The 20,713-nt window shown below is 52.5% G+C and carries 22 protein-coding genes; 12 read left to right on the top strand and 10 right to left on the bottom strand.

Features of this window, described 5'->3' with window-relative positions:
• Positions 1-7 precede the first annotated feature (7 nt).
• From Pla144_RS05165 to Pla144_RS05145, 5 genes are all read right to left on the bottom strand, one after another.
• Entirely contained in the window at positions 8-241 is a 234-nt protein-coding gene (locus Pla144_RS05165; protein WP_197530394.1) for an antitoxin family protein, read from the bottom strand.
• A 101-nt stretch (positions 242-342) separates the two neighbouring features.
• Positions 343-2,079, bottom strand: a complete 1,737-nt coding sequence (locus Pla144_RS05160; RefSeq protein ID WP_146448432.1) for a M56 family metallopeptidase — start codon at positions 2,077-2,079, stop codon at positions 343-345.
• A 2-nt stretch (positions 2,080-2,081) separates the two neighbouring features.
• Positions 2,082-2,519: a BlaI/MecI/CopY family transcriptional regulator gene (locus tag Pla144_RS05155; RefSeq protein ID WP_146448429.1), complete on the bottom strand. Its 438-nt coding sequence runs from the start codon at positions 2,517-2,519 to the stop codon at positions 2,082-2,084.
• 181 nt (positions 2,520-2,700) lie between these two features.
• Entirely contained in the window at positions 2,701-3,234 is a 534-nt protein-coding gene (locus Pla144_RS05150) for a class I SAM-dependent methyltransferase (RefSeq protein ID WP_231936170.1), read from the bottom strand.
• A gap of 843 nt (positions 3,235-4,077) precedes the next feature.
• On the bottom strand, positions 4,078-4,275 hold the full coding sequence (locus Pla144_RS05145) for a hypothetical protein (RefSeq protein ID WP_146448427.1): 198 nt from the start codon (positions 4,273-4,275) through the stop codon (positions 4,078-4,080).
• Between the two features lie 161 nt (positions 4,276-4,436).
• Here Pla144_RS05145 and Pla144_RS05140 point away from each other — a divergent pair, with 161 nt between their 5' ends.
• Both Pla144_RS05140 and Pla144_RS05135 read left to right on the top strand, forming a co-directional pair.
• Entirely contained in the window at positions 4,437-4,757 is a 321-nt protein-coding gene (locus tag Pla144_RS05140; protein WP_197530393.1) for a DUF433 domain-containing protein, read from the top strand.
• Positions 4,738-5,064: a DUF5615 family PIN-like protein gene (locus Pla144_RS05135; RefSeq protein ID WP_197530392.1), complete on the top strand. Its 327-nt coding sequence runs from the start codon at positions 4,738-4,740 to the stop codon at positions 5,062-5,064. Before Pla144_RS05140 ends, Pla144_RS05135 begins: the two co-directional genes overlap by 20 nt.
• 17 nt (positions 5,065-5,081) lie before the next feature.
• Here Pla144_RS05135 and Pla144_RS05130 read toward each other — a convergent pair whose 3' ends face one another.
• Entirely contained in the window at positions 5,082-5,834 is a 753-nt protein-coding gene (locus tag Pla144_RS05130) for a sugar phosphate isomerase/epimerase family protein (RefSeq protein WP_231936169.1), read from the bottom strand.
• A 320-nt stretch (positions 5,835-6,154) separates the two neighbouring features.
• Between Pla144_RS05130 and sppA the strand changes: the two genes are divergently transcribed.
• The 9 genes from sppA (at position 6,155) to Pla144_RS05085 (ending at position 16,390) form a co-directional block, all read left to right on the top strand.
• A complete protein-coding gene (gene sppA / locus Pla144_RS05125) occupies positions 6,155-7,240 on the top strand; it encodes a signal peptide peptidase SppA (protein ID WP_146448421.1) in 1,086 nt (361 codons plus the stop codon).
• Positions 7,241-7,409: 169 nt separating this feature from the next.
• Positions 7,410-8,459 carry a 23S rRNA (adenine(2503)-C(2))-methyltransferase RlmN gene (rlmN, locus tag Pla144_RS05120; RefSeq protein ID WP_146448419.1) on the top strand — a complete coding sequence of 350 codons (1,050 nt, stop codon included), beginning with the start codon at positions 7,410-7,412 and terminating at the stop codon, positions 8,457-8,459.
• A 454-nt stretch (positions 8,460-8,913) separates the two neighbouring features.
• A complete protein-coding gene (locus tag Pla144_RS05115) occupies positions 8,914-9,804 on the top strand; it encodes a sensor histidine kinase (protein ID WP_146448417.1) in 891 nt (296 codons plus the stop codon).
• A 3-nt stretch (positions 9,805-9,807) separates the two neighbouring features.
• The gene (locus Pla144_RS05110; protein ID WP_146448415.1) at positions 9,808-10,479 is read left to right on the top strand and encodes a response regulator transcription factor; all 672 of its coding nucleotides are present in this window, start codon (positions 9,808-9,810) and stop codon (positions 10,477-10,479) included.
• A gap of 402 nt (positions 10,480-10,881) precedes the next feature.
• Complete coding sequence (locus tag Pla144_RS05105; protein ID WP_197530391.1) at positions 10,882-12,045, top strand: PEP-CTERM sorting domain-containing protein; 1,164 nt, start codon at positions 10,882-10,884, stop codon at positions 12,043-12,045.
• A 449-nt stretch (positions 12,046-12,494) separates the two neighbouring features.
• Positions 12,495-13,388: a PEP-CTERM sorting domain-containing protein gene (locus tag Pla144_RS05100; RefSeq protein WP_146448413.1), complete on the top strand. Its 894-nt coding sequence runs from the start codon at positions 12,495-12,497 to the stop codon at positions 13,386-13,388.
• Between the two features lie 66 nt (positions 13,389-13,454).
• On the top strand, positions 13,455-14,135 hold the full coding sequence (locus tag Pla144_RS05095) for a cytochrome b/b6 domain-containing protein (protein WP_146448410.1): 681 nt from the start codon (positions 13,455-13,457) through the stop codon (positions 14,133-14,135).
• A gap of 238 nt (positions 14,136-14,373) precedes the next feature.
• A complete protein-coding gene (locus Pla144_RS05090) occupies positions 14,374-15,063 on the top strand; it encodes a VIT1/CCC1 transporter family protein (RefSeq protein WP_146448409.1) in 690 nt (229 codons plus the stop codon).
• Between the two features lie 184 nt (positions 15,064-15,247).
• A complete protein-coding gene (locus tag Pla144_RS05085; RefSeq protein WP_146448407.1) occupies positions 15,248-16,390 on the top strand; it encodes a hypothetical protein in 1,143 nt (380 codons plus the stop codon).
• A 16-nt stretch (positions 16,391-16,406) separates the two neighbouring features.
• Here the strand turns inward: Pla144_RS05085 and Pla144_RS05080 are convergent, their stop codons facing one another.
• Positions 16,407-17,660 (bottom strand): dicarboxylate/amino acid:cation symporter, encoded by a 1,254-nt coding sequence (locus Pla144_RS05080; protein WP_146448404.1) that lies wholly within the window; start codon positions 17,658-17,660, stop codon positions 16,407-16,409.
• Positions 17,661-17,781: 121 nt separating this feature from the next.
• Between Pla144_RS05080 and Pla144_RS24460 the strand changes: the two genes are divergently transcribed.
• Entirely contained in the window at positions 17,782-17,937 is a 156-nt protein-coding gene (locus Pla144_RS24460; protein WP_197530390.1) for a hypothetical protein, read from the top strand.
• A gap of 223 nt (positions 17,938-18,160) precedes the next feature.
• Here the strand turns inward: Pla144_RS24460 and Pla144_RS05075 are convergent, their stop codons facing one another.
• The 3 genes from Pla144_RS05075 to Pla144_RS05065 form a co-directional block, all read right to left on the bottom strand.
• Positions 18,161-19,186 carry a PDZ domain-containing protein gene (locus Pla144_RS05075; protein ID WP_146448402.1) on the bottom strand — a complete coding sequence of 342 codons (1,026 nt, stop codon included), beginning with the start codon at positions 19,184-19,186 and terminating at the stop codon, positions 18,161-18,163.
• A 146-nt stretch (positions 19,187-19,332) separates the two neighbouring features.
• The gene (locus Pla144_RS05070; protein WP_146448400.1) at positions 19,333-20,028 is read right to left on the bottom strand and encodes a hypothetical protein; all 696 of its coding nucleotides are present in this window, start codon (positions 20,026-20,028) and stop codon (positions 19,333-19,335) included.
• A 57-nt stretch (positions 20,029-20,085) separates the two neighbouring features.
• Positions 20,086-20,619, bottom strand: a complete 534-nt coding sequence (locus tag Pla144_RS05065) for an RNA polymerase sigma factor (RefSeq protein ID WP_146448397.1) — start codon at positions 20,617-20,619, stop codon at positions 20,086-20,088.
• Between the last annotated feature and the right edge of the window lie 94 nt (positions 20,620-20,713).

Here is a 20,713-nt window from a genome sequence, read left to right as displayed (position 1 = left end):
ACCCGAATTACGGAGTAAAAAAACCGGTTCGGTCGAGAGCAATATTTTCCACCTCGGAAACGTCCTCCTCAGAAAGACCCGCATATACTTGAGCAGCCAATTCTAAAATACTTTGGCCAGTGTCTTGAGGAATAGGCTCTACGGTCAAGCGAACAAGCGCACCATCGGACAACGGCACTTCTGTCAGATTAACAGGCCGAAAGCCACCATTTTCATAAATTGCATTGATCTGCTCAATCATTGTTTAGCCTCAACTCACAATTATAGCTTTTAGAGCAGTGGTCCGCCACACATAGGATCGACGCCTTTTTCGTCAAATTGCAATCTTTGATCTTCTTGGCATCACTCCCCAATCGTTTCAAAACTATAAACCACCGGCGCCACAGGCACGCCCCACTTGGATTGGAAATTGATGTGTGAGCGGCTGTTGATTCCCAGTTGGTACTCGTGGTTCGGTTTGAGGCTTACGGGCAGCAGGCACGTTTTGCCGTCGGCAGACCATTTTGCGGTTTGCCCCTCAGGTGATTCGGGGAAACTGGCTCCTCCGCCGGTCCAGCTCATGCCTTTTCCCATGGAAACATTGAAAGTCACTCGCAGTACCTTGGTATCAGGATCGACATCTGTTGCCCCATTCTCGGGAACCATCTCTGCTATGTGCGGCACTCGCACTCTGCTCTCTACTGATTTACTGGCACCCTTCGTCGTGAAATAGATAGCCGTGCAAGGGGCTGGCTCACCTGCGACGCTGCGGAAGTTCTGAAAGCTCGTGGAGTTGATTCCCACGCGATAGTATTCACCAGCCTTGAGCTTTACTGGCAAGACGCAAGTGCGTTTGTCGCGCCATTGTGCTTTGGCTCCCTGGGGAGCTTCAGGGAATAGCGGCTGATCTCCGGTCCAACTCATGCCTCCCTCCATATCTCGGTCGAAGGTGATCCTGATCTCGGCAGTTTGCGGATCGACGCCCGTCGCGCCAATACTAGGACTTGAAGCCTCGACCCAGGCGGGAAGTTCGGCCGGTTGAGCGGGAACATTGATTGCGCTCGTAATACTTGCCATCGGCAAGAATACCAACGACAAACCTGCCAATGCCGCATACCACCACAGTTTTACTCGTGAATTTTCAGGTCGGTAATTCATTATTTCCTCCATTCGTTGTTGAATATTTGCCCCAGGTTCAAATACGCCTACTAGATTTCCTTGAAAGAGAGCCTTACCCCGTACTGCTGAAAGAACTCTGAGCAGTGTCTCGCCATAGGTCGACGGGTCGCAATCAGTTGTGCGAAGTACGCACTCATCACAAGCGCATTCTCGTTCCTGCCGCAGGCGGGCATTGGCCCACCACATGAAGGGATGGAACCACAACAAACCTTGAGCGATCGCCTGTAGGAAACCAATCCACAGATCGCACCGGCCCCAATGAACGAGTTCGTGAGCCAGAACGCTCCGCTGATCACTCGCACTCACACTATCGATGAGTTGTTGGGGGATCACTATTCTTGGTTGTAGGATGCCAAATAGGTAAGGACTGGCAGCCGTCTTCGAGAGATACAGTTCAGGAACCCGTTTTTCTCCAAGCTGGAGAGCCAGCCGTTCGAGTTCAATCCGCAATGGCCCCTCCTCCAAGAGTTCCATATCGCGAGTTGAACGCAGTAACCGAGTATATTGCCAGACTGCCATGAACCAGAATCCGCAGCAACCAGCGAGCCAGATGAGAAACAGCGGAGACACAGATTGAACAATCGAAGTCTGGAGAGAATCATTCGCTCGCTGATTGGCATCATCCGCAGTGGCAAGAGGAGCGACAGCCTCTTGATTCGACAAGAGAAGGTTTCTTTCTTGAAGTTGTTTCCAGACGGGATCGATACCCCAGGTGCCAACTCCCCAAGGCAACGCCAAGCTCGGTGGGAGAAAGACCTTCACCAGAACCAAGAGCCACAACAGATAGCGCAGTCGCGGTGAAGCCCCTCTCGCTAGCCAGGCCACGACGGAGATGAGAGCGATCCAGATCACTATTTGCCACGAGATTGCCCCAATCCACGATTGCCATTGCTCGACGAACCATTGCAGTTGCGCACTCATGACTACTTGCCTCGCTTCGTGCCTTTCTTCTTGCTTATCTTGTGGCCCTGAGAATTCTGTTTGCGCTTCTCCTCGAGCAGTTGGCGTAGGTGCTGGATCTCCTGCTCAGAAAGTGGCACTTCCTCAATGAACTTGGCCAACACGGGAGAAAGCGTCATTCCTCGAACCCGCTGAAACAAGCTCCGCACCTCTTGGCGAGTCATCGTCTCGCGTTGGACTGCCGCATGGTAGAGATACGAATTGCCGATCTGCTCATAGTCGAGGGCCCCCTTGGCAACTAAGCGAGCCAAGAGCGTCTTGACCGTCTTGTAGGCCCATTCATTCTCATGAGGAAGGGCAGCGAAGACATCGCGGGCCGCCAGTGACCCCTGATCCCAGAGGACCTTCATGATTTCCCACTCGGCAGGGGAGAGAGTGGTCGAGACTTCTTGCTTGGCCACGCCAGCACTTCAGGAAAAGGCTTATCGACACTATTCCGTTCGCATTGGACTACACTTGTAGTCGATTGTCAAGCAGAAAAGTCGGAGGCTGAGTAATACCCGTTTTATAGGCACTTTGTCATTTCATACTGCACGCCGGAAAACTGAATTCCGCGACTATGACTCGTGGGTTTTTCGAGGGTCAATTTGTTTTCATCCCGGGCTTCATTGCTAGAGTTGCAAAGTAAGCGGGAAAGAAGTCAGACACCGGGTCTTCTGCTGAGATGTCCTCGAACAGATCTCGCAGAACGAATCCGGCCTTGAGTTGACCAGTGATCAGGCCTTCGAGAGAGTGACTGAACGTGAAAGGCTCGCCGTCCGATTTTAATTGATTCTTTTCTATGCTTGTCAGGTGGGTTTCGTCCGAATAGGGCAACGGGTGCCTCGCATGAAGACGTCCCTCCTCCAATTGCTTTTCGTCGAAAATAAACCTCGCTGGATTGACGAATCCGCATAAGAGCAATCCCTCTGATCGCAGTACACGGTAGGCTTCAGCAAAGACTGACTGGACGTTAGGAACAAACGATAAGGAACAAGGATTGAAAACAAGATCGAATGACTCCGATTCGAACACGGAGAGATCTCGCATATCTCCCAAAACGGACTTAATTGAAAGGCCGTCTCTCTGAGCGACAAGCTGATCTTGTTCGAGCTGAAGTGGCGAATTATCAAGCACTGTGACCCGGGCACCCGCGGCTGAGAGGATGGGCGCCTGCTGACCTCCCCCCCGAAGCGAGGCAAAGCACTTCGAGGCAGTCCATGGGTGGAAACCATGATTTCGGCATCGGCTTCTGCGGAGTAAGGACTACCTGCCACAGTCTAGCCCGTGCAGCCGCGATGGTTTCCTCTGACACGGGAACTGTCCAGCGATTTCCCTTGCGTACTTGCTGGTCCCAAGCAAACTGATTGTACTTTGCGATGTCCATGAAGGAGGTTTCACGCATGAAGTTCGAGGGAGATAAACATCAACTTAGACCCACTGCGGTCAACGACATCGATCTTACCAAATGGCGGGTTCCGAGGCTGTGTGCTGAGAAGAATTTCTACGCCGGATCTAAAATACTTCGGTGCTAGTGACAGGAAAGCATTGTATCAGCAGCGGAAGCGGAGCAAACATCGACCAACTCTCATAGCTGTGAACTAGCCAGAACCAACTCATCAACGGGGAGCGTATGGATCGTTTGGTGAGTTGACTCGGATACTGAATCTTTCGAAACGCCGTGTTTTCGTACGCTGCTCGTAAATCGTGAATGGACTTGAAGGGGGAAGCGATCGCAGCGTACGGGCTAGAGTCCTCTGCAGGACGACGGAGAAATGAAAGCATGATCGAGCCGATGCCTAGAGGCATGACAATGATGAGCAGGTGTTTCCCGAGTCCCGTCTGGGATGCGGTGTACCCACAACAACAGAGCAAAACGATGGGAATAACTTGAGAATAACTCCAACGTCGAGTACGCGTGAACGATACCGCGGAGTTTGATTCCAGCAACAACCAGAGCCGCTGGAAGTAGTTCCATTGTCATTTATTCAGCACGACGAGATGATCATCGCAGTCATCGTAGTGATACCAGACCGAATCGGCGACAAACCGCACCGCATCGTCACTAGACTCGTGAAACTCGTCCAAAGCGTCGTCAAACTCAAATGCAGTGAGTTGCTCATTAAGGTAACGGCGAATCAGTGCAGCGAGTCCGTTTCGAGCTTCGCGGACAATCATCAGAGCTTTTCCTAAAACTGCTTCAAGTGGACTAGATAGGCAAATTGTCGCTTGCTCTGAGTCCGTTGGCAAGAATACTTTCTTATCGGTCGTAGTGGGGTCGTTTTCTCTTGGCCTTTAGAAGCTATTTGTGGTAATCTCAAGATATGGAACCAGTAGCAATGCAACATATTGAATCCCTGCCTGAAAAATGCGGCGGCAAGCCATGTATCAAGGGGACACGGATCCGCGTCTGGGATATCTATGTTGCTAGTGAGATTCGAGGAGAGAGTCCCGACCAGATTACGGCGCAGTATCCTTCAATCAGCTTAGCGGATGTTCACGCTGCTCTTGCCTACTATTGGGACAACCGACAGGCAATCGACCAGCAGATGAAAAAGGCGGACGAGTACGTTGAACAACTAAAACAGATGACCGGTCCAGGGCCACTGGCAAGAAAGCTTGCCAGCATGGATGCAAGCAGTGATTCGCTATCTTCTTGACGAAAACGTTCCACACGCTATCGCTCATGGGCTTCGGCAACGAGGTGTCGAGGTAGTCACAGCCTCCGATGTCGAACTTCTATCGGTAGATGATGAGCTAATCGTGGAGTACGCTGTCACTGAAGGCTACGTTGTGTTCACGCAAGACGACGACTTTCTGAGAATTCACAGCAAGGGCGAGAAGCACGCTGGAATTGTCTATTCCAAACAAGGCAAACGTACACTCGGCGAGATTATCCGCTATCTCAAGCTCTTGGCGGAGGTTCTCGAGTCCGACGAGTTTCAAGGTCAACTTGAGTATTACTAATCACCATCTAAAGCCACCTACAGCAAACTATCCAACAGCAGCCGCATCTTGCGCATTTCGGCGCGGTGGTCTTGGTCTTCGATCGGGGGCATATGGATAGAGAGTGCCCGGTCGTAACCGAATTGCTGGAGTTGTGAGATGAGCTTCCCGTAGTCGATCTCGCCCTGGCCGACGCGGACGTGCAATTGGCTCTTCGTTGAATCGCGGAGATGCATATGATAGACGTAGGGCATCACCTTGGAGTAATCGCGACCTTGCCGTGGGCCGGCGGTGTAGTGCGAAGGGTCGAGTGCCAACCCCAGACCTTTGACGTTGTCACACAACACGACTGCCGTATCGGGGTCTTCGGTCATCGTGCCGATTTCGGTTTTCAACGCGACCAGGCATCCTTCGAGCGATGCAATGCGCACCAGTTCACGGAGTCGTTCAATCTCTTCATTGAAGGGGGTGCCCAATTCTGCCGCGGGGACCACCATTGGCACAACCTGCTGTGACTTGGCCAGCTTGCAACACGCATCGAAGCGGGCGTAGTAGTCGCCCCCCCAGGGACCGGGGTCGACCGAGAAGGCAGCGATTGCCAGGCGGCTCGTGTCGCGGCAAACCTCGACGGACTTATCGAACTCAGCTAGCACGACGGAAGGCTTTCCCCAGGTGAGGCCTTCTTCGTGAAGGGGAAGTTCAACAGACGAAAACTCGAGATCAACCAACAGGGGGAGGACATCCTCCTGAGGAATTTCGGGGAAACACTCCGCTGCAGCACAGACTATCAAGGCCGCTGACTCCTTGTTCGGGGGGGTATTGCTGGACAATTACTGTTGTTGGTAACGGTACTTTAACGGCAAGCGGGGGCAACTGGCAACAGCACGACGGAGGGTATGAATGCACAATGTCCAAGGTCCAATGACCAATGAAGTCAATTCGCAGCACTAAACTGGTCGTCGGTCATTAATAATTGGACATTTCCCCTGCCTCGTTGTCCCAGCGGGCAGTAGCAGTAGAATGGGTAAACCGCTAGCTCACCAAATGGGATGGTGTGATTGCGAGCGGATTCTGATCCTGATTTACCCTTCGACCCAACTGAGATCATGCCATGCCAGACACGCCCCCCCCTGCCCCGAATTATGGCCCTCCTCCTCCACCTCCGCCGCAGATTATTGTGCAACAGCCCCCCTCGGCTTTCGGTCGCTACGGCAAGTTCCTGCTTGTCCTGCTGGGGCTGGCCGTAATGAGTCTCATCGGCCTGACCGCTAGCTACCAAAGCTATTTCAGCCAGCCCGGCGAGCCTCAGGAAAAATATCACTCGCTCAGCAAAACGGCCGACAAGAAAATCGCCATCGTTGATATCTCGGGCACGATTATGGATACGGACGGCTTTGTGAAACATCAACTCGACCGTGTCAAGAAAGATGACGACGTGGTTGCCTTGGTGCTGCGGATCGATTCGCCGGGGGGTACGGTCACTGCCAGCGACTATCTCTATCACCATGTCAAGGAACTTGCCGAAGAGCGGAAACTTCCTTTGGTGGTGAGCATGGGAAGCATCTGTGCCAGCGGCGGGTATTACATCGCGATGGCCGTCGGCGAAGAAGAGAATGTGGTCTTTGCCGAGCCAACCACCTGGACTGGTTCCATCGGCGTGGTGATTCCCCACTACGATCTGTCGGGGATGCTGGCCAGTTTCCATGTGAAAGACGACTCGATCGCCAGCGACAAGTACAAACTTATGGGGAGCCCGACTCGGCAGCTCAACGATGAAGAGCGGGCCGAGGAACGTAAGTTGTTTCAAGATTTGGTGGATAGCAGCTTCGGGCGATTCAAAGAGATCGTGCTCGGCGGTCGACCGAAGTATCAGCAAGACCAAGCGGCTTTTGACAAAGTAACGACCGGACAAATCTTCACCGCTTCGCAAGCCCTCGAACTGGGCTTAGTGGACCAGATCGGCTTTGTGGAAGAAGCGATCGTACGGGCCGCCGAGCTGGCCAAGCAGAGCCCCGACGATCTGCGCTGCATCAAGTATCAAGAGCCCACCTCACCTCTGGATGCGCTGCTTAGCGTGAAAGCGAATCCCCCGCAGACAGCGCTAGGAAATTTGCCAGCTCTCTTAGATCTGTCGGCCCCACGCGCGTATTACCTGTGGAATTGGTTTCCTGCGTTACTAGAGAATGCGGCTCGGTGATTAGCAGGCAGTGAAAAAAGAATGGGACGCGGATGAACGCGGATTGAGCAGATCGACGCAGATTTTTTTGAAATGAGAAAGTTTTAGAAATCACTCACTTCAATCTGCGGAAATCAGCCGAATCAGCGTTAATCCGCGTTCCATTTCTTCCTAAGTAGAATTTTAAAGCATGACTCCAAATCCGCCGCACTTGTTAAACGCACTTGGCGAGCCCTTAGATGCTTGGCTCAAGGAAAACAGCTTGCCACGATTCCGCGCTGCGCAAATTAAAAACTGGCTCTTCAAGCGACGGGTAAGCGACTGGGACGAGATGACCGACCTGCCCAAGTCGTTGAGAAGTCAATTAGCTACCGACTGGCAGTTGTGGCAAAGCGAGATTCTGCGGCATACCCAAGCCGAGGATGGCACCGAGAAACTGCTGCTGAGACTGCCTGAAGGGGGACAGATCGAGTGTGTGCTCTTGCGTGATAAGATCCGCCGCACGATTTGTATTAGCACCCAAGTGGGCTGCGGCATGGGCTGTGTGTTTTGCGCGAGTGGGCTAGATGGCGTGGAACGAAATCTGACCACGGGTGAAATCCTGGAGCAAATGCTTCGCCTGCAACTGTTGCTCGGCCCTGAGGAACGGCTCAGCCACATCGTGGTGATGGGAATGGGCGAGCCCCTAGCCAATCTCGACGGATTGCTCCCCGCCTTGGCCGAGGCCCACCGGGCTGAGGGTTTCGACATCAGCGCCCGGCGGATCACGATTTCCACGGTCGGTCTTCCCCAACAAATTGAACGATTGGCCGGCGAAAAGGCGACCTACCGCCTGGCGATTTCGCTACATGCTCCGAATGATCCCTTGCGCAATCAACTCGTGCCTGTAAACGACAAGATCGGCCTGACGGCAATCATGGCGGCGGCGGATAGTTTCTTTGCCGTCTCAGGGCGAAGGCTTACCTTCGAGTACGTGCTACTGGCCGATTTGAACGATGCCCCAGAGCATGCGCGCGAGTTGGGCGAGCTACTCGCCGGGCGCGAAGCACTATTGAACGTGATTCCTTACAATCCTGTGGCGGATTTGCCTTATCGCACTCCTTCTGCAGATAGGCAGCAACAGTTCCGCCGCATTCTGGAGGATGCCGGAGTGCGGGTGCGATTCCGCCATCGCAAAGGGGACAAGATCGATGCGGCTTGTGGGCAATTGCGGCGGTCGCAATTGGTGGAGTTGGGATAAGTTGCAAACTCTATAGTAGCCATCGGCACCGAGATGCTCCAGATTCGACGTTTGAAGGGTCTACTTCCGATTCTATTTGTTTGGACCTAAAGTGGAATGAGATTTATACGGCAATCAGTCTTACGGAGATTGATTTCCTTAATCCGACGATTGCCGAAATCCGTTCTGTCGATTATCAGACCCGTGTTGGGAGATTACAAGCGACCTTGAATACGACACATGCTGATTGGCAAACTGGACAACTCATCTCTTTATTAACAGGGCTCTAGTTCTTAACAACTCGCAATTTTTTTACAAAGAACCATTCAGCTTCAGACAATTGCTCGAACGTGCTGTACAATGGCGACGATGACTAGCATAAAAGGGTGCTAGGTTGAACCCAAAGGGGAGCGGAAGTATCTCATCTCACCGGTGAGTTGCAAACAATTGAGTGAATCGCGCTCATTGAGATGAAATGCACAAACTGCCAATTATTGCACGGAGGCCGATTTCGTCACTTTGGATTTTCTCGCTGGTACTCGTGAGTACATTTGCCGGGGAAGTGGCCATCATGCTGCTTCTGCCTTACTTGCCGGCATGGTCAAAAACAGCTCTCCTTCAAGGACTACTCGATGCCTCGATATTGACGCTCGTCATGGCCCCAGCGATTTGGTGGCTCGTGGTGAAACCACTACGTCGCCTGTTGGAGTCTCGCGCACAGTTGTTGCACTCGCTTTTCCGGGCACAAGAGCAAGAGCGATCGCGAATCGCTAGGGATTTGCACGACGAAATCGGTCAACAACTCACGGCCATGTTGGTGGGGCTTGCCACGATAGAGTCAGCTAGAGATCTTTGCTCTGCGCAGAAACTGGCACAGAACCTCCGCAAAGTAGGCGCTACTGCGCATGATGAAGTTAGGCGACTGGCGAGTGGCCTGCGACCCGGAGTCTTGGAGGAGTTGGGTTTGGTAGCGGCCATTGAAAGACTTTGTGAAGACTTTCAAAAACTCCATGGAGTTGTCGTGCAACTCAAGGTTCCTGAGACAGATTTTGGAAAACACTCTTTGGCGGTCGAAGCCTCTTTGTATCGGATTCTTCAAGAATCGCTAACAAATGTGGCGAGACATGCCCAGGCAAGCTCCGTGGATGTCGCTCTTACTCGTAAAGGCAATTTGGTAACATTGTCTATTGCCGACGATGGCCGAGGCATGAAGGGCAGTGCTGATGCACAGTTATCTAATGAACGGCGTAAGCAAGGGCTGGATAGTATCCGAGAACGCGCAGAAATGCTTCACGGCGAGTGTCTCATCGATACCGCTACGCAGGGAGGGGTGTTGATCCAAGTGACTGTACACACCATGGGGTAGGAAATGTGTAAGATTCGTATATTTATCGCTGATGATCACGCAGTGTTGCGAAGTGGATTACGACTTTTGATGGAGAGTCAAGAGGATATGGCGGTTGTCGGAGAGGCTGGCGATTTCTCGCACGTCTTGTCGAACTTACCGACTCTTCAGCCGGACGTTATCACGCTTGACCTGTCGATGCCGGGAGGTCTGGGATTAGGCGCTATTGAAAAAGTTCGCGAAATAGCTCCCACTTGTCGAGTGATCGTGCTCACCATGCATGATGATCCCGCCTTTTTGAGAACAGCGTTGGCCATGGGAGCATTTGGATATGTCGTGAAGAGTGCCGCTGACACAGAACTACTTAGCGCAATTCGTGCAGTCCACCAAGGACGCATGTTTGTCGATGCCAGTAGTACAACATCATTGGCAGGCTCAGTTCCGTTCTGTGGCGAGACTCCTAAAGATTCGATTATTGATAAGCTCAGCAAGCGAGAACGGGAGGTGCTGGTTTTAATCGCTCAAGGACACACCAATCAAGCGGTTGCCGATCAACTTGAAGTAGGTGTCAAAACGGTCGAATCGTACCGTAGTCGGTTGAGAGACAAACTAGGATTGAAAAACCGCGCCGATCTGACGCGTTTTGCCATCGAGCAATGTTTGCTGAATCGTGGGCCGAGTGAGCCCCTTCTCTAGGAGCCAGAGGCTGCTCTTTATTCACATGCCAGGGTTTCCCTCGCATTCCTGGCTCATTGCCAGGATTCTCCCCATATCTCGCAAACAAATTGCCGTGTTCCCCGCTGCGCAGTGTTCGACAGCCGAGTTAGACTTCGGTTGTTAAGAAGTGTTTCTAATTAAGGTTTTTACATTAAATAACGGCATTGGCTCGCGCATAACAATCGTGGCGGACCATGAGAGTCAATCATGCTCTACTTAATATGAGGATCATTAACCCAGAAGTAAAGTAAAGTGTGGGTCGATTGATAACCACACAATTGAGCCTCCGCATTAACTTGGAGAACGTACAGCGGATGTGCTATTCGGCCGTCACGCCAGCGAATGTTATTTGTGGTGCAATTACCCAAAGGAGAGTTTCTAATGAAAACTTCACTGCGATGCCTGAAAGTAAAGAACAGTTTAGGAGCACCCACCAGGATTCTGAAGTGCTGGGGACTTAATTCGCGTCTAGTGGCCATGACGGCCGTCGCTGCGCTGGCCTTGACACTCACTCCGAGCTTTGCCAATGCAACTGTCATTGGGTTTCTAGGAAACTTTGACGTGATCAATGATACAGGTCAGACTGCATATGGCTTTGAAATCGAGTTAGAGGGCCTCCATAGTTCAGATATTACGGATGTCTTTGGTGGCCCTGGTCGCGGCTTTCCAACCGGTCGCGGGTTTGATCCTGCGACAAGCGTAGAGCGTTATGGGTCTCCCTCGATTTCTGAATATACCAATGGGACAAACTTCGGCACGAGAGTGACTTATAGTGCCCTCTGGGATGGCACCAGCTGGGACTATAACACTCCCAGTGGCAACGTTGTGACGCCTGGGGACAATTGTTGGTCCGGTGGGGGCATAGGCTATAGCGCCGACACGTCTTGTGATCATTTTGGTGTCGGCACGAATGGGAATCCCACCCAAACTACGTACAGTTGGCTACTTGAGTCTTCGCCAGGTGTATTGACCAATGCCAACGGCGTCGTCCAGCTTCCTGCACCAGCTTGGGTTGTTATTCCTCCTGCCCCCGGGGCTCCTCCTGCACCTCCTCAGGTGGTGGCACAAGTCGAGGCTCCTGATCCACCACAGGGCTTTGAATTCGGGGAAGCACTCTGGGTAAAAGTATTCACTACGGAGTTGGAAGATCCGACCGAGTTGGAAGATCTCGTGGGCGACAATGCACATGTCCAACAAGCAGAAACTGAAACTGAGTGGCAGCTATTGCAGAAAGAGTTTAATAACCCAGACTCTGGAAAATTGGAAAGTGGCTATGGAGTTCCTGTCGGTCCGAATGCAGCGTCGATCCTTCGTCGCTATGAATTCTACGAATTCAATGGTGTGTATGATCCCGAGACCCATGAAGCCCAGTTTGAGTTCGGATTTGGTGATTCACATCCAGGCCCAAATGATGTCGGTATGTACTTGGGTTCGCAGAATGCAGCGGTCAACCTAGGACTAATCGTGCCTGAGCCACAGACTTGTGTTCTGCTGCTTTTTGCATTTGGCCTGATAGGTACGGTTGCTAAGCGTCAGCAAAGATAGCGAGGATCGCTCGAAAGCAAAGTTCAGCCAACTGTTGGCAGTGCCTCGAGTGCAAGTGCCGCCGTCCCCCAAACCGGCGACCCACTTTCTTGGCGGGCGAGTGTGGGAGAGTGTTGCTCTTCAAATGTTGTAGATAAAGGAGAGTAACATAAGCGAGGTGACAAAGTGTCATCAACCACCATCTTTGAGAAGGACATCATTAGACTGGTTGGTGGCACTTTCGCTTCGGTGTGAAAGAAGCTGAATGTTTGTGGTTTTCTCGATTTTTGTACCAATGTCGGCAGTCGAGCCATGAGATTTATCAGCCGACAGCATTCAGCAAGGAAATCTGCTTCGGCAGATCGCTGATGACACGTGTTGCGTCAAGAGTCCGCAAAACCCTCGGGAATAGCAGCGACCTAAGAAGCACTAACCATTTGTAGTCCCTAATATGATTGATCGGTAATTCTATGCTCCGGCCCGCACCATTGACCTTGGTAATACCTTTTTGCTGCCTCTGTTATGCGACAACAAGCGCGTCAACCGTTGTCTTTTTCGACAGTTCACAGATCGCAACGAATGTCGCATCCGGTGTGACCTCGGATACCATCAGCAGCAACGGCTTCCTTTTCACCTACACCCGTGACAAATTATTTACTGGCGGCATAGGGCCTGATCCTATTGGGCGCACGGTTCGAGTGCCTTGGCCGGAAGGCATCGAAGCACAAGGCGTGACGACTCCACCCCCAGGAAGTAACAGCCAAAAAGCACAAATTTTTATCGAGCGAGTTGACGGCCACGTGTTCGACCTGACGTCATTCACCGCCAAGCTGCTCGCCAATACTGCAGGTGCCGGGGGTAGTATCGAAATCATGCCGTTGCTCAGCGGAGAGGACGCCTTCAATGATCCTCTCTACTTCAATGCTACGGGCTACTACGGCCAATCTTTCTCCTATGACACATCGCCGAACTATTTAGGGAGCACGGCCCTTCTGAAGAATTTTGATTCCTACATAGTCAATCTCTACGTAGATTTTGCATTCACTGCACTTGTATTAGCAGGCAATGCTGTCGGCTTGCCAGGTGACTTTGACCTTGATGGCGACGTCGATGGCAATGACTTCTTGGCATGGCAACGAAATCCGGGTGTAGGAAATGTAGCCGATTGGCAGAGCAACTACGGATCGCCACTACTCGTGGCTAGGATTGCGGCCGTACCAGAACCATCTGCAATGTTCTTGTTACTTCTTGGGATGCTTGCCTTGTTCGTCCATGAGAGACTAATAGGCCTTCACGCCCCTTCCAATGCTATATTGACCCGGTTCCGGTGGGTCGAGGCACATGCAGGGGAGCACCCACGATGACAGAAAACGCGAGAGCGGAGTCGTCGGGGAAACAAATTATAAGTTTATCGCAAGAAGGTACTTGAAATGGCACGAATTACTGCTTGGGATTACCCTGTCCGCATTTTCCATTGGGCATTTGTGGCATGCTTTTTCTCCGCCATTGGACTCGCGGAATTTGCCCCGGAGCATAGTCAACTATTTGACCTGCACATGCTTGTCGGCCTCATCCTTGCCCCAATGGTAATTCTTCGCATTCTGTGGGGCTTCATCGGCACAAAACATGCCCGCTTTCAATCGTTCGTCTATCGACCGAAAGAAGTGTCCGATTATCTGATAAGCATTATCACATTGAAAGGACGTCGCTATCTCGGCCACAACCCCGCAGCGAGCTACGCTGCTATAGCCATGATCGTTTTAGCCCTGAGTATCGTGGCATCGGGCCTGCTGATGGGGCAGGGAGAATTCTTTGAAGAAGCCCATGGAGTACTTGCCTATGTTATGCTCACTGTGGTCGCGGTTCATGTTTGCGGCGTAATATTGCACGTCGTCAGGCATAAAGAGAACATCATTTTCAGCATGTTTAGCGGTACGAAGGAAGGCGAGGAAAAAGATACAATCCCATCTCCCAAGCCAGTCATTGGATTCATGTTCCTTTTGTTTGTAATTGGCTGGGCTACAATGGTATTTCGTGGGTATGACCGACAAACTCAGCGAGTTGAGCTCCCCTTGATTGGCACAAATATTCAGCTCGGCGAAGGTGACTAATCCTAAGCCATGGAAGTGGTTACCATGATGATCACTAGTTCCAGAAGTTTTTAAGACTACGTGAAACTCGCTTAGCTAGTTTGGCGTCATCTTTATTCCATGGGAACGAGCCACGTTTTTGGAATCTCCTCGACCCGAGTCTATTGAAGATACTCCAAGTTTGAGTGAAGTCCGAGATACTATTTCCTACTTATGTTTGCACGCCAAACGTGTAGCTTAGACCCGAAAATGGAAAGATATGCGACATAAGGAACAACATCGTACGGAAAGAATTGGCTGGCTTCGTGCCGCCGTTTTGGGTGCGAACGACGGCATCGTATCAACTGCGAGCTTGGTTGTTGGCGTTGCTGCAGCCGACGCCACCCATGGCAATATCATGGTCGCGGGTGTCGCCGGATTGGTTGCCGGTGCAATGTCAATGGCGGCGGGTGAGTATGTCTCCGTTAGTTCCCAAGCCGATACTGAAAAGGCCGACCTCTGCCGTGAACGCAAAGAACTTGCAACCGATGGTGAATCGGAGCTCGCAGAACTCACTGGAATCTACGTCGCACGTGGATTAGAAGAATCGCTTGCACAGCAGGTTGCTGACCAACTGACACAACATGATGCCCTCGCCGCACATGCTCGTGATGAACTAGGGATATCAGAAACCATGTCCGCACGTCCTGTTCAGGCGGCGTTTGCATCTGCAGGCACATTTGCGATCGGAGCTGCATTGCCACTGTTGGCTGCCTTCCTCACACCGGTCAATAGGCTCGAAATCGTAGTCTCAGTTTTATCTCTTGTGTTCTTGGCATTGCTCGGGGGCGTATCCGCCTACGTCGGCGGTGCTCCAATCGTGAAGGCGGTGACTCGCGTAACTTTCTGGGGCGCGCTTGCGATGGCGGCAACTGCAGGTATTGGTATGCTGTTTGGCGTCGCTGTATAGATTCCTACTGCCAAACGGCGACAACAGTTTCGCCAGATCCTGGAAGCGGCGGGAGTTCGGGTGCGTTTCCGCCATCGCAAACGGGACAAGATCGACGCCGCGTGTGGGCAGCTGCGGCGGTCGCAGTTGGTGGAGTTGCGGTAGGACTTGTGTACAGAATCGTGAGAATTTAGCAGTAATTGCAATGCGTAACTTGTCACTGCGTCATCCTATTTTGTTGGCAACTCTTGCCTTCTCGGCTATAGATGCTGACGCCGGCCTACCCGACTACCAATCTCGTAAGATTGAGTCCAAGAATGGGCAGTACGTTTTGGTTCTATTGACACCCAAGGCAGAAAGATGGCAGTTGAGTGACTTAACCAAGCACATCGACGATGTCTACGACTACCTAAGTGAAGAAGAGAAGCAAGAATGGATAGAAGACTTCAAGAAAGAACAGGTCATCGAAGCTGAGTATTCTGACAGTGGGCTATACACAAATGACGGTTCAACAGATCCGATCTGGACGGTTCCCTATTTCTCAACTTGTCAAAATGTATATGTTGCTAACGATGGAATTCATATGGTAGTTATGTACTCGCCTTGGGACAGCTCATGCTCTGGAACTCGCCAATTGAGTTTTTACAAATCCGGAAGCAAAGTATTTTCCTATAAATCTGAAATTGAATTCGTGCCTTGCATGTTCATGAGGCTATTAATGAGGCTGAGCTTTGGATTGGAGCTACCAGTCGATCAGGACTCCTTTATTGATGACGGTTCAACTGAATTCATTGTGCATACAAATCAACGCGACAAGCTAGCCTTTGACTTGGCGACCGGTAGGCTTGACAACTATTCTTCGCCGTGGCCATTCTTTTTTGGGTTTCCCGTAGTGATGGTTCCGCTCGGAGTGTGGGTGTGGAACAAAAGACGATTCTATCGTCGGCAGCCTACTCCGAGAGTGCACAGCCCAGGTTTGAAGTTTTCGCTCAGAGATCTGCTAGGACTCGTGTTATACGCCAGCCTCTCTTTAACGATCGTTAAGATGTACAGTTGGGTTGGTGGGGCATTCGTGCTGATCGTGACCATAGGGGCTTTTATAGCGAGCTTTCGCAATCGCCACTCGGGAGCGTGGGCACTAGGTGTAATTCTGGCTTTATACGGTGCTTATGTAGCCGCTCTCACTTATGCAGTGTGTGAGGGCCTTTTGCACAAAAGCTTCGGCTTCGGTCCATTATCGTGGCGTGATGGGTGGTGGCTTTGCATACCGTTGGGTATTGCTTTTCTGTTTGCAATTTGTGGAGCGTTCGTTGCCAGGTGGTTCTGCTCGGAAAAGCGGAGCTGGTAGGTTGCCGGAACTCGCATTACTCGTTCCGGCCTACACCTATCACCGCAGGCCTTAATTTTCCATCCAACAGACAACTGACATTGACGTCGCCCAGGACGTTGATGGTGGTACGGCAGCGGTCCAGGAACCAGTCGACCGTTAGCAGCAGGGCGATGTATTCCACGGGGAGGCCGACGGCGGTGAAGACGAGGGTCATCGTCACCAAGCCTGCTTCGGGGATACCGGCGGCGCCGACTGAAGCGAGGATGGAAGTCACCACCACAATCAATTGCTGAGAGAAGGTGAGTTGCATTCCGAGCAGTTGGGCCACGAATAGGGCTGCCATCGCTTCGTAGAGCGCGGTGCCATCGTTGTTGAAGTTTGCCCCGACCAGCGCACCCATACTGGCAGATTCTTCCCGGATGCCGACATTTTCGGTGAGGCAGGCGTAAGTGACCGGCATCGTGGCGGTAGAACTATCCGTCGAGAAAGCCATCGCGAGCGCGTCTCGTGTGCCGCGTAATGCTTGCATGGGACTCACCCACGAGAAGAAATGGATTCGCAGCAGGTACCAACCCGTTTGCAAGGCCAACGCAAGCAAGACCGCCAGGACAAACGCCCCCATGGCTTTAAATGGGGCGAAACCTTCCGTGCCGACAACCTTAGCGACGATGGCGAACACCCCAATGGGCACAAGTTGAATGATCCAATGTAGCACAGTGAGAATGACTTCGTAGGCAATCTCGACGAAGTTTTGCACATCGTTGATTGGTTTCGACTTGACACTACGCAATGCGACTCCAAACGCCACAGCAATGAGAATCACGCCGATGATATTCTGTTTGTCGCCAAGGGGCCCCAAGATGCTTTTTGGCACGTTTTGGATGAGCAGGTCGACAGGAGAGGCGGTTGTCGCTTCGCGCGACGCTGCGGGTTCGGGTTTCTTGAATTCCGACCAGGTTCCTGGTTGCATCAAATTCGCGACCGAGAGACCGATGGCTATCGCAACGGATGTGTTGAGCAATAGCAACCCTGCCAACCGTCCGGCTGTTCTGCCGGAAATCTCGGTTGTCATGAGCACATGGACGACGGCGATAAGGATCAGGGGTGGTGCCAAGGCGCCCAACAATTGGAGGATCACCTTGCTGGGCATCTCGAAGAAGAGCGAATGTTCGCCGAGCAAGAGACCTGTGACGAGCCCTAGAACCATTGCCAATAGAATGCGGACATACAGCGGAATGGCATTAAAGCGGCTGAGCCATTCTTTGGACCGAGGCTTAGACGGCGCCATGAACAGGTCTCCGATTGCGGGCCGTGCGGGGTCGAAGAAAACGGCGGGTAGCAGTGACCCGGTCAGTGCCACGGTACTCAGTCAAGTAGAAACAATCAACATGGCTTTTTGATTGTACGGAATGCGAAATATCGCGGGTTTCAAGAATTGTGGAGGTTTGGTTCCTGGACGGGTCGAAAGACAACAACAGTTTCGCCGCATCCTAGAGGATGCAGGGGTGCGGGTGCGGTTTCGCAATCGCAAGGAGGACAAGATCGATGCGGCGTGTGGGCAATAGCGGCGGTCGCAGTTGGTGGAGTTGTCGTAAGAAATGAGCCACGGATGAACGCTGGTTTTGCAGATGATTGCGGCTCGGAAAAGTATATCCTTTTCTTTGCATGGAAATCTGCCTAATCTGCGTTCTAAATTCTTTGAGGTGCAAAAATAAGCCGGTCGAGTCGCAGCTACGTGCCTGCGACTCAACCGGCTATCGGAGGGAGACCTCTTATCTGTAGTGCTAATCAGTTAGACTCTTCGTCGAGTTGCTGTTGCAACTTTTTTAGTTGCTCTTCCATCTTCTGCATCCGCTGGAGCACTTCGTCCTCGTGCTCTTGGATGCCGAGTTGGCCACCCAGGTTGCCGGGGAGCATGTGTTGCAATTCGGCTTTCCAATCAAGATTGCCCAGCTCTTTCTGAATATCAAACCCGCCGCCTTGGCCTTGGAGCATTCCTTCGACGTATTGGCGGACCTCGTTAGGAAGCTCGGCGAGGGAGTTCGCGTCGTCGCTGGAGAAATTCCAGGTCTGGTCACCCTTCTTGACGGTGATCTGAGCTGGTCCCTCGTTCTCGCGCATGATCGAGACGGACATCCCATTGGGCATTGCGTTGAGATCGAGCCGATTGTTGTTGAAGGCGAGTCCAGGGCCGATTCTGCGGAGGCCGCCGATGCCGCCAGGTAGGCCGCCACCCGCGTTGAATTGCTCTAACAGTCGCTGCAGTGCCTGGTCTGGGCTGCCGAGCGGAGTGTTCATGTCAGCACCACTTGAGAGCTGATCGACATGGTCTGGACGCACTTCGGGAGTAACCGAGACGGTCAGCTCTTTGCCCAGGCGAAGCAGCAACAGTTCGAGTGCTTTGTCCTGGTTCTTGGCGACCTGATCCTGGAGGACGAGCATCGAGTCGACTACCTCGCCGTTGGCCCGCAGCACGATGTCGTGCTTGCGAAGGCCCGCCTTCTCGGCTGGGCTGTCGGGGACAACATCTTCGATCACCACGCCCATATCCTCAGCAAGCTGCAATTGCGTGCGGAGCACGGGGTCATCGACATTGCGACCACGCAGTCCAATCCAATAGCTCACTTCTTGCGGGGCTTCGTCACTGGGGACGGCTGGCAGGTCGGATGCATCAACATTTTCCGGGGCAATCTGCACGATGGGGCCTTCGAGTTGGTCTACTTGAGCATGCGCTAAAGATTGCAAGACCAGCCCGGCGATTACCGTCGCCACGACGAGAAAACCAGCTTCCCAAATCCAATTCTTTCGTTTCATTTTTTGAATCTCCTTTAAAAGAGTGAAGTTACTATAGTCATTTTTCAAGACAACTTAATACCGTTCGAAATGCAAAGTTCATGTGAGTAGGTTCTTTCTAAATCCAGCCGCAACCTACTCACCTACTCACCTACTTACTTCCCTGCTCAATACACTGGTCGATTCACCGGCACCACGTAGGTATCATCCACCGGAATGACCATGGGGACCAGACCTTTACCCTGCTCAAAGAACAATGGCGCGTAGCGTCGTTCGCGGCGAACATCGAGGCCCCGATTCTGTAAGCCGGCACGCAAGTCTGCCGGCACGGCCGAAGGGCCCTGGGTCCACTGGTCACCGAGTGCTGAGGCCTTCATCAGTGGAAGTTGAACCCGTTGATGGCGGCCTTCCACATCGCGCACCACGAGAGTGACGGCGTCTCGCGATTCGTGGATCTTTTCAGCTGGCAAATCCGCCTTTCGATTCAACTGATCGACGGCAGGCACTTCTGTTTTCACAGTGTAACTCGAGATGTCTTGGAGATCACTCTGGGTATGAAGGCTCCAGCCCAACCCAAAGGCGAGGAGCGTGCTTGCGGCCAGGACCAGAACCCTCACTGGCCGTGCAGGGAGCTGCGAGGGCATTGCAACTGCAACCTGCACGGCCGTGGGAGGGGCCTCCGTGCGCACCAATGAGTTGAATTCCTTGCGCCAGGTCTGTGCTTCCAGCAAAGCCAAGGCACAACGCCGCCAGCCATCCGTCCGCTCGTCGAGCGAGGAGAGCAATTCGCGCCGCTCGTCGGCGGGTAATTCGCCATCTGCGAGGCGATCGAAAATCGAATTGTCGTCAGATGATGAATTCATGGCGTACAAAACAAACTAGACTGCTCGTTGCCCGACTCGGAGAGGTGGGCAACCTTACTACCGTGGAACAATTTCTGGGGCCATCTGGGCCAGGGAGCGTCGTAATTTTTCACGAGCACGGTGAAGACGGGCTTCGACGGCGCTGGTGGTCACTCCCAAATGTTCGGCCAGTTGGCGATAACTCCAATCTTCGGTGTATTTCAACAACAACAATTCAGCGTCACGGGAAGTCAACTTGGTCAGCGCTTCGCGTACGATCCTCTGCTGCTCTTCAGCCAGGAGCCAATCGAGCGGGTCGGGTTCTGCTGAACTCGACGGCTCGCTGAGCTCGGCTGCGTAACGCTCCTCGTGCCGACGGCGGCGACCCAAGCGTCGCCGATATAGCAACGCACACGTCACCGCGATGCGATACAACCAAGGGGCAACCTTTGCCGGGTCGCGAAGGCGATCTGCCGAGCGGAGTGCCTCGGCGTGAACCTCTTGCAATACCTCCTCGACGGCACCCGCCTCTATACCACGAGCCCGGAGCACAATCGCCAACCAGCGACGATGTTCGACGAGTACACGCGGCCAATCAACGGGTTCGTTCATCGAGCGAATCTCGCTCCTGGAAAGATAGTTACCGCTGGCGGGATTATCTTGCGGAAAAAATTGAAGGATTATTTGGCAGGCAGAAAAATAGAAC

This window comes from Bythopirellula polymerisocia, from assembly GCF_007860015.1.
Taxonomy (GTDB): domain Bacteria; phylum Planctomycetota; class Planctomycetia; order Pirellulales; family Lacipirellulaceae; genus Bythopirellula; species Bythopirellula polymerisocia.
Note: the sequence above shows the minus strand (reverse complement) of the source record. Positions and strands in the feature narration are given on the sequence as shown.

Excerpts from the sequence above, each read along its gene's own strand:
- Pla144_RS05165 (WP_197530394.1), bottom strand. The coding sequence starts at position 241 with ATGATTGAGCAGATCAATGCAATTTATGAAAATGGTGGCTTTCGGCCT.
- Pla144_RS05160 (WP_146448432.1), bottom strand. The coding sequence starts at position 2,079 with ATGAGTGCGCAACTGCAATGGTTCGTCGAGCAATGGCAATCGTGGATT.
- Pla144_RS05145 (WP_146448427.1), bottom strand. The coding sequence starts at position 4,275 with ATGATTGTCCGCGAAGCTCGAAACGGACTCGCTGCACTGATTCGCCGT.
- Pla144_RS05140 (WP_197530393.1), top strand. The coding sequence starts at position 4,437 with ATGCAACATATTGAATCCCTGCCTGAAAAATGCGGCGGCAAGCCATGT.
- sppA (WP_146448421.1), top strand. The coding sequence starts at position 6,155 with ATGCCAGACACGCCCCCCCCTGCCCCGAATTATGGCCCTCCTCCTCCA.
- rlmN (WP_146448419.1), top strand. The coding sequence starts at position 7,410 with ATGACTCCAAATCCGCCGCACTTGTTAAACGCACTTGGCGAGCCCTTA.
- Pla144_RS05115 (WP_146448417.1), top strand. The coding sequence starts at position 8,914 with ATGCACAAACTGCCAATTATTGCACGGAGGCCGATTTCGTCACTTTGG.
- Pla144_RS05110 (WP_146448415.1), top strand. The coding sequence starts at position 9,808 with ATGTGTAAGATTCGTATATTTATCGCTGATGATCACGCAGTGTTGCGA.
- Pla144_RS05105 (WP_197530391.1), top strand. The coding sequence starts at position 10,882 with ATGAAAACTTCACTGCGATGCCTGAAAGTAAAGAACAGTTTAGGAGCA.
- Pla144_RS05100 (WP_146448413.1), top strand. The coding sequence starts at position 12,495 with ATGCTCCGGCCCGCACCATTGACCTTGGTAATACCTTTTTGCTGCCTC.
- Pla144_RS05095 (WP_146448410.1), top strand. The coding sequence starts at position 13,455 with ATGGCACGAATTACTGCTTGGGATTACCCTGTCCGCATTTTCCATTGG.
- Pla144_RS05090 (WP_146448409.1), top strand. The coding sequence starts at position 14,374 with ATGCGACATAAGGAACAACATCGTACGGAAAGAATTGGCTGGCTTCGT.
- Pla144_RS05085 (WP_146448407.1), top strand. The coding sequence starts at position 15,248 with ATGCGTAACTTGTCACTGCGTCATCCTATTTTGTTGGCAACTCTTGCC.
- Pla144_RS05080 (WP_146448404.1), bottom strand. The coding sequence starts at position 17,660 with ATGGCGCCGTCTAAGCCTCGGTCCAAAGAATGGCTCAGCCGCTTTAAT.
- Pla144_RS24460 (WP_197530390.1), top strand. The coding sequence starts at position 17,782 with ATGCGAAATATCGCGGGTTTCAAGAATTGTGGAGGTTTGGTTCCTGGA.
- Pla144_RS05075 (WP_146448402.1), bottom strand. The coding sequence starts at position 19,186 with ATGAAACGAAAGAATTGGATTTGGGAAGCTGGTTTTCTCGTCGTGGCG.
- Pla144_RS05070 (WP_146448400.1), bottom strand. The coding sequence starts at position 20,028 with ATGAATTCATCATCTGACGACAATTCGATTTTCGATCGCCTCGCAGAT.
- Pla144_RS05065 (WP_146448397.1), bottom strand. The coding sequence starts at position 20,619 with ATGAACGAACCCGTTGATTGGCCGCGTGTACTCGTCGAACATCGTCGC.